Origin of the sequence: Sphingorhabdus sp., assembly GCF_044239005.1 — a bacterium.
GTDB lineage: Bacteria > Pseudomonadota > Alphaproteobacteria > Sphingomonadales > Sphingomonadaceae > Sphingorhabdus_B.
Map to the genome: position 1 here is coordinate 1 of NZ_JBIICH010000182.1, position 5,554 is coordinate 5,554.

The following is a 5,554-nucleotide window of genomic DNA, read 5'->3' on the forward strand; positions in this document are numbered from 1 at the left end:
GATATCGATCGGGGAAGCGAAGCCAGTACTCGACATAGGTACGCGCCACGGCTCGCAACCTAGATTTTGCATCCTCCTCCTGTAGTTCGACGGCCCGCATTTCCGAAAAGAGGGGGTCGAACGCAAAAGTCCACAAAGCCCTAATAATTGACGTTTTGCTAGGAAAATAGCCATACAAAGTCATCGTCGGTATGCCTGCTCCCGCAGCGATAGCGCGCATGCTCAATCCGGCTGCACCTTTTTCTTCGAACAGCGATGTCGCGGCAACGAGGATCGCAGAGTGAACCGATACATCATTTTTACGCCCTTTTTTACGTTTGCCGTCTGAACCGTTGCTCAAAAACTTCCTCCTTGACAATTCCGTACGCGTACGGAATGTATTCGTACGCGTACGCATTTATATTAACACGCATACGCTGAACGTCGAGATAATTTGGGGGAATTATGATTAAAAGCGGCCGTATAACAGCAGCGCTATTGGCGTCAGCAGCATTCACCTTGCCGACAACGGCCTTCGGGCAAGACACTGAAGTTTCTTCAGGTGCAGTCGAGGACATTGTAGTGACAGCGCAGCGCCGAGAGGAGCGCTTACAAGATGTGCCTGTTTCGGTCACGGCATTGTCGGGCGATACCTTAAAATCGCAGCGAATTATAAACGCCAGCGACCTTGCATCAGTTACACCAAATTTGCAGTCGGTCAGCACGGTTGGCTCATCCACTCCGATTTTTGCGCTGCGCGGGATATCGATGTCCGATTACAGCCTAAATCAGGCTAGCCCCGTGGCCACCTATTTTGATGAGGTCTATAAGGGTAATTTTGCTCTCCTTGGCGTCTCTCTCTTCGATTTGGAACGCGTTGAGGTGCTTCGAGGGCCGCAGGGTACGCTCTATGGTAAAAACACCACAGGCGGGGCAGTGAACCTCATCGCCGAAAGGCCAGGTTTCGAGCCAGAGGCAAGTCTTTCTGCCGGATATGGCAATTTTAACCGTTACGAGGCGAATGGCGCGCTGCAGATGCCGTTAAATGATACGCTCGCGGCGCGTTTGGCGTTCACCTATGCAAATGCAAACGGCTACTTACGCAACCTGTCAGCCGGTCAAGGCGACTTGGGTGCCGTAGACGAATATGGCATGCGGTTATCGTTTTTGTTCCAACCTTCCGATAGCGCCGAGTTCATTCTACGTCTTTCCACGAGCTTACAGAATTCAGCCAACTATGGTATTATCGCGGAGCCGGGCCCCGATGGTGTCGGCGCCGGCGTGTATGCGACTTTCAGAGCGATTGACCCGAAACTCAACCCTCGCACCGATGATTTCAGAACTGGTCTGAACCGACGCGAGTTGACAAGCGATTTCACGCCGCAGCGTCGCAACAGGACATATGCTGCGGCATTGACTTCTAAATTCGATCTGTCGGACAGCCTCTCAGTGATTTCGGTCAGTTCCTATGATCATGGAACCTTGCTGAACGAAGAAGACACGGACGGCAGTGCCTTGGCGGCACTGTCGATCCTATATGAAGGACGCGCATCGCAGGTGACTCAGGATGTTCGCCTAGTCAGCGGTGGTGATGGTCCGATGGCTTTCACGCTCGGAGGATTCTTCGGCTCCGAGCGTGTTTTTAATGCCACTAACCTTCGCGTCTATCAGGATGTCGACTTCAACCTTGATGGTGCTCTGGACTTCCAGGATTGTCTTACAGCTGGCCCCCCCGCCGGTTGCCAGACTCAAAACAGTTTTAACCAAAACCGCACCAGTTGGGCAATCTACACAGACGGTCGTTACGATTTAGGAGGCGGCTTCGCCCTTCGTGCTGGCGCGAGATTCAGTCACGATACTGGACGACAATACGACATCATTTCCCAGATGATCGGCAGTGATGATGTTGTCCTGGCGAACCTCATTCCCGGAGACGCCAACAATGTCGATGCCACCACATCTCAGAAATTCTCAAAGAGCAACGTTTCTGGGAAAATCGGTCTAGACTATAGCTTTGACCACAATCTGCTCTATCTCAGCTATAGCCGGGGATACCGTGCAAGTTCCTTTGCTGCTCAGGCATTTTTTACCCCAGATGAATTGACAGTCGCCCGACCTGAAACAGTCGACTCTATCGAAGGCGGCTTCAAGCTGGATTTGTTGGATCGCCGACTGCGCGTGAATGGAGCGTTGTTCCATTACAGCTATCGCGATCAGCAATTCATAGATGTCAATCCGGATGGCACTCAACGTCTCCTCAATCTGCCACGTTCGCGCATTCTGGGTGGTGAGATCGAACTGACAGCCCGACCGATACAGGCGCTAACTGTTAACGCCGGGCTGGGATGGCTGGATAGCCAGATACAAGAGGGGATAGTGCAGGGCGTTTCTGTAAGCGGCAATCAATTGCCAAATGCACCCCGGGTGAGCCTGTCCTATGGCGCCGACTGGACAATCAAAGAGTCGGATTGGGGTAAATTATCACTCAACGTCAACGGTTCCCTTGTAGGCGCGCAGTATTTCGATACGCAAAACAATCCAGAACTTCGGCAGAATTCCTATAATACTATAGGTGCCCGTCTTGGCGTCCGTTCAACAAATGATCAATTTGGCATTGCCCTTTGGGGCAAGAACTTGACCGACGAATATTACTTTACGTCGCGCGTCGCCGTTACTTCGTTTGGATTCAACTACAACCATGTTGGCGCGCCGCGCACATATGGCGTCACCATCGACGCCAAGTTTTAAGGGGGTTTTATGCCAAGCACGAAAAAGCCGACCGCTGGAAACATCTCCCGCCGCGAGACATTCGCCTTTGGAGCCACCGCTGCAGCAATAGCAGCCATGCCAGCTAGCAGCGCCGCTGCGTCAAGCCGTCCACGCCCCGCACGCGTGGATGTTATTGTGGTGGGAGCGGGCTTTGCCGGTTTGACCGCTGCACGCGAACTGCGTCGCTCCGGCAAGTCTGTCGTCATCCTTGAAGCCGATGATCGGGTTGGCGGGCGCACGAAATCCGGAGTGGTTGCCGGCGAGAGAGTTGATATGGGTGGTCAATGGGTAGGGCCAACCCAGACAGAGTTACTTGCGCTTGCCGCCGAATATGATGTTGCTTCGATTGAGCAATATGCAGATGGCGACAACATCATCGACATCAACGGCCATATGGCCCGCTATAAGGGCGAAACTCCGGCACTTCCCGACGCCGATCTTGAAGTGTTCGGTGCACTTGTGGCGCAGCTCGATGAATATGCAAACCGGATAGCAATGCCAAAGCCATGGTTAGTCGATCAGGCCAAGACATGGGATGCGCATACCGTCGAAAGTTGGATGCTAGCCAATGTGACCAGTGAATCGGTTCGCTCTTTGATGCGCGTTCTGGTGCAGGCCGTGTTCTCGACTGAAGCAGGGCAATGTTCCTTTCTCTATTTCCTATCTTACCTGAAGTCTGCCGGTGGCCTGGAAGCATTGATATCGACCCGCGGTGGTGCCCAGGATCGGCTTTTTCCAGACAGCCTTTGGCAGATCGCCGATAAAATGGCGACGGAGTTGCGGAAGTTCCTCGTTCTCGATGCCCCCGTGAGCCTTATCGAACAAAATGACCAGGGCGTGCGTGTCACCACATCAAAGGGCATATGGTCATGTGATCGGGTAATCGTCACCGCTCCGCCACCTATGGCCGCACGGATAGATTATATTCCTCCGATGCCCGCGCGACGCGATGGGCTGACGCAAAGAATGCCCATGGGATGCGTTATAAAAGTTGTGATTGCCTATGAGAAACCTTTCTGGAGGGAGCAAGGTCTCAGCGGGCTAGTCTTATCCGACAAGGTAGAATTTGGACCGTGGCTTGATCGCGTGACACCTCTAACCCGCGGCGGTGCGCTGGTTGGCTTTTTCGATGGCGGACCTGCTCAGGAATGGGCCGACAGACCAGCTGAAGAACGCCGCGCCAAAGTACTTGCCGACATCGCGCTTTATTTCGGCGATCAGGCACTCAAACCTACGGATTATTTGGAGGAGGTATGGACTCGGACGCCGCTCAATCGCGGTGGCTATGTTGCGGTCCCGGGCCCTGGCGTACTAACCGCATTTGGTGAGGCATTAGCCGAACCGGTGGGCAGGATACATTGGGCGGGAACCGAAACCTCGGACGTTTGGGTCGGCTACGTGGACGGTGCTATCCGTTCGGGTAAGCGGGCGGCTGCTGAAGTGCTTCGAGTGCTCTGATCATCGGCTGATTTCTCAGAGTCTGTGGCCAGGAGTGCGCGATGAAGATGCAAACCCATCTCTATACCGACGAACAAACATTTTGGCACTGCACGGGTGTGCAGGCATCTCATATGCAGGTCGGCGGTTGGGTTGAGCCGCCTGCAGGAAGCTATGGGGCCGATACCCCAGGATCAAAACGAAGACTGCTGAACCTCGTTCGGGCATCCCATTTTGATGACTGTATTCTGGTCACTTCAAGTCCTGCTGCATCACGCGAAGCGTTGTTAAGAGTCCACCCCGCTGGCTATATTGATGAATTCAAACGGGTCAGTGATGCTGGAGGTGGTGAACTCGGACCTTATGCCCCTTTTTCAAAAGGCGGGTTTGAAATTGCCAGTGTCTCGGCAGGCCTTGCAATTGCTGCTGTCGACAGTGTTCTTTCTGGTCAATGTAAGAACAGTTATGCTTTGTGCCGCCCCGCCGGCCACCACTGCCTCGCTGACCAGCCCATGGGGTTCTGCTTGCTGGCTAACATCCCCATCGCTATCGAAGCTGGGAAAGCCATACATGGGCTCAAGCGGGTCGCTGTTATTGATTGGGACGTTCATCATGGCAACGGTACCCAGAGTATTTTCTATGATCGTAGTGATGTACTGACGATCTCACTCCATCAGGAGCATTGCTTTCCGCCAGGGTATTCCGGATTGGAAGATCGAGGGATTGATGCAGGAGAGGGCTTCAACCTGAACATCCCGCTTCCGGCGGGTAGTGGAGATGAGACCTACCTTTACGCGATGGATGAGATAGTAGTCCCTGCAGTCAGGAAGTTCAAACCGGACCTGATAGTCGTCGCATGTGGTCTGGACGCATGTGCATTCGATCCGCTTGGCCGACAGCTACTTCACAGCGATAGCTACAGGTCAATGACCGCACGTGTCTCAGAACTGGCGGATGAATTGTGCGACGGGCGTTTAGTAGTCGTCCACGAAGGCGGCTATTCCGAAGCCTACGCACCCTTCTGCGGTATGGCTGTACTTGAAGTGCTGGCGAACGCCACGTCGGGGGTTGTGGATGGTGAGCTTGAACTCATAAAGGCATTGCAGCCGAGCGAGCCAATTCGCCGTTTCCATAAAACCATGATTCAGGACATGCGGAACATGTTCGATTTCTCGCTTCTAAGCGCCTAACCCCGATTAGGTTCTTTTAATGCGGAAACCAAAGCGCGGGACAGGGTGAATTAAAAGCTGTTACTGCTTCCAATAACTGTCTTTCAGAGTTATTTTTCCGTTCCGAATTTCATACAGGTCGACACCAGTTGAATCGAACGGGCCGCTTTCCAGATCGGTGCCCGTGACCCTGTAGGTCT

The 5,554-nt window shown here is 53.4% G+C and carries 4 protein-coding genes; 3 read left to right on the forward strand and 1 reads right to left on the reverse strand.

Annotated elements, in window-relative coordinates:
* On the reverse strand, positions 1-340 hold a 340-nt coding region (locus ACILQA_RS10695; protein ID WP_395629671.1), incomplete at its 3' end, for a TetR/AcrR family transcriptional regulator.
* Between the two features lie 104 nt (positions 341-444).
* On the opposite strand from ACILQA_RS10695, the gene ACILQA_RS10700 reads away from it, so the two are divergent.
* Genes ACILQA_RS10700 through ACILQA_RS10710 form a run of 3 tightly spaced genes read left to right on the forward strand, consistent with a single transcriptional unit; the run spans position 445 to position 5,375 of the window.
* Positions 445-2,727 (forward strand): TonB-dependent receptor, encoded by a 2,283-nt coding sequence (locus tag ACILQA_RS10700; RefSeq protein WP_395629672.1) that lies wholly within the window; start codon positions 445-447, stop codon positions 2,725-2,727.
* Between the two features lie 9 nt (positions 2,728-2,736).
* Positions 2,737-4,206 carry a flavin monoamine oxidase family protein gene (locus ACILQA_RS10705; RefSeq protein WP_395629673.1) on the forward strand — a complete coding sequence of 490 codons (1,470 nt, stop codon included), beginning with the start codon at positions 2,737-2,739 and terminating at the stop codon, positions 4,204-4,206.
* Between the two features lie 41 nt (positions 4,207-4,247).
* Positions 4,248-5,375, forward strand: coding sequence for a class II histone deacetylase (locus tag ACILQA_RS10710; RefSeq protein WP_395629674.1), 1,128 nt, complete (start codon positions 4,248-4,250; stop codon positions 5,373-5,375).
* Positions 5,376-5,554 lie beyond the last annotated feature (179 nt).

Coding starts and splice junctions, on each gene's coding strand:
- ACILQA_RS10700 (WP_395629672.1), top strand. CDS start 445: ATGATTAAAAGCGGCCGTATAACAGCAGCGCTATTGGCGTCAGCAGCA.
- ACILQA_RS10705 (WP_395629673.1), top strand. CDS start 2,737: ATGCCAAGCACGAAAAAGCCGACCGCTGGAAACATCTCCCGCCGCGAG.
- ACILQA_RS10710 (WP_395629674.1), top strand. CDS start 4,248: ATGAAGATGCAAACCCATCTCTATACCGACGAACAAACATTTTGGCAC.